The following is a 1,676-nucleotide window of genomic DNA, read 5'->3' as shown; positions in this document are numbered from 1 at the left end:
GCCTTGACCAGTTCAGGCACAGCCGCAAACAGATCCGCCTCCAGCCCGTAGTCGGCCACGCTGAAGATCGGCGCCTCAGGGTCCTTGTTGATCGCCACGATCACCTTGGAGTCTTTCATCCCGGCCAAGTGCTGGATCGCACCCGAGATGCCGGCGGCCACATACAGCTGCGGCGCCACGATCTTGCCCGTCTGGCCCACTTGCCAGTCGTTGGGGGCGTAGCCTGCGTCCACTGCCGCGCGGCTGGCACCCAAAGCGGCTCCCAGCTTGTCGGCCAGCGGGGTCATGACTTCGTCGAACTTTTCCTTGCTGCCCAGCGCCCGGCCACCCGAGACGATGATCTTGGCGGCAGTCAGCTCGGGCCGGTCGCTCTTGGCGATTTCGCTGCCCACGAAGCTGCTCTTGCCTGCGTCGGCGGTGGCTGCTGCGGTTTCCACCGCTGCTGCTCCACCGGTGGCGGCTGCGGCGTCAAAGCCGGTGGTGCGCACGGTGATGATCTTGACGGCATCCTGGCTTTGCACGGTGGCAATGGCGTTGCCGGCGTAGATGGGGCGCTCAAACGTATCGGCTGCGATGACCTTGGTGATGTCGCTGATCTGGGCGACATCGAGCTTGGCCGCCACGCGGGGGGCCACGTTCTTGCCGCTGGCAGTCGCCGGGAACAGGATGTGGCTGTAGTTGCCAGCGATGGCCAGCACTTGCGCGGCCACGTTTTCTGCCAGGCCGTGCTCCAGGCCGGGGGCGTCGGCATGGATGACTTTGGCGACGCCGGCGATCTGGGCGGCTGCGTGTGCGGCTGCACCGGCGTTGTGGCCAGCAACCAGCACGTGCACGTCGCCACCGCAGGCCACAGCGGCCGTGACGGTATTCAGCGTGGCGCCCTTGATGGAGGCGTTGTCGTGTTCAGCAATAACGAGTACGGTCATTTGTTGTTCTCCTTAGATGACTTTTGCTTCGTTTTTGAGCTTGTCGACCAGGGCAGCCACGTCGGCCACCTTCACGCCCGCGCCGCGCTTGGCGGGCTCGGTCACCTTGAGGGTCTTCAAGCGGGGGGTTACGTCCACACCGAGGTCTTCAGGCTTGACGACGTCGAGCTGCTTTTTCTTGGCCTTCATGATGTTGGGCAAGGTGACGTAGCGGGGCTCGTTCAGGCGCAGGTCGGTGGTGATGACGGCCGGGAGTGTCAGGGCCAGGGTTTCCAGGCCGCCGTCCACTTCACGCGTCACGCTGACCTTGTCGGCTGACAGTTCGACCTTGCTGGCAAACGTGGCCTGGGGCAGGTCGGCCAATGCGGCCAGCATCTGGCCGGTCTGGTTGGCGTCGTCGTCGATGGCTTGTTTGCCCAGGATGACGAGGGAAGGCTGCTCTTGGTCCACCAGGGCTTTGAGGAGCTTGGCCACGGCCAGGGGCTGCAGTTCGACGTCGGTCTCGACAAGGATGGCGCGGTCGGCGCCAATGGCCATGGCAGTGCGCAGGGTTTCCTGGCACTGGGCCACGCCGCAGCTCACAGCGATGACTTCGGTCACCAGGCCTTTTTCTTTCAGGCGCACGGCCTCTTCAACGGCGATTTCGTCAAAGGGGTTCATGCTCATCTTCACGTTGGCGATGTCCACACCCGTGTTGTCCGACTTCACGCGGACCTTCACGTTGTAGTCCACCACGCGCTTGACAGGGAC

General features: G+C 64.1%; 2 protein-coding genes. Both read right to left on the bottom strand.

Annotated features, from left to right (window positions below):
- Positions 1-926: electron transfer flavoprotein subunit alpha/FixB family protein (locus AC1Q64_RS25640; protein WP_492253174.1), on the bottom strand; the 926-nt coding region annotated here is incomplete at its 3' end.
- Positions 927-938: 12 nt separating this feature from the next.
- On the bottom strand, positions 939-1,676 hold a 738-nt coding region (locus tag AC1Q64_RS25635; protein WP_492253173.1), incomplete at its 5' end, for an electron transfer flavoprotein subunit beta/FixA family protein.

This window comes from Acidovorax sp. GW835-FHT14G06 (assembly GCF_058793595.1).
This window is presented reverse-complemented; position numbering and strand designations above follow the sequence as displayed.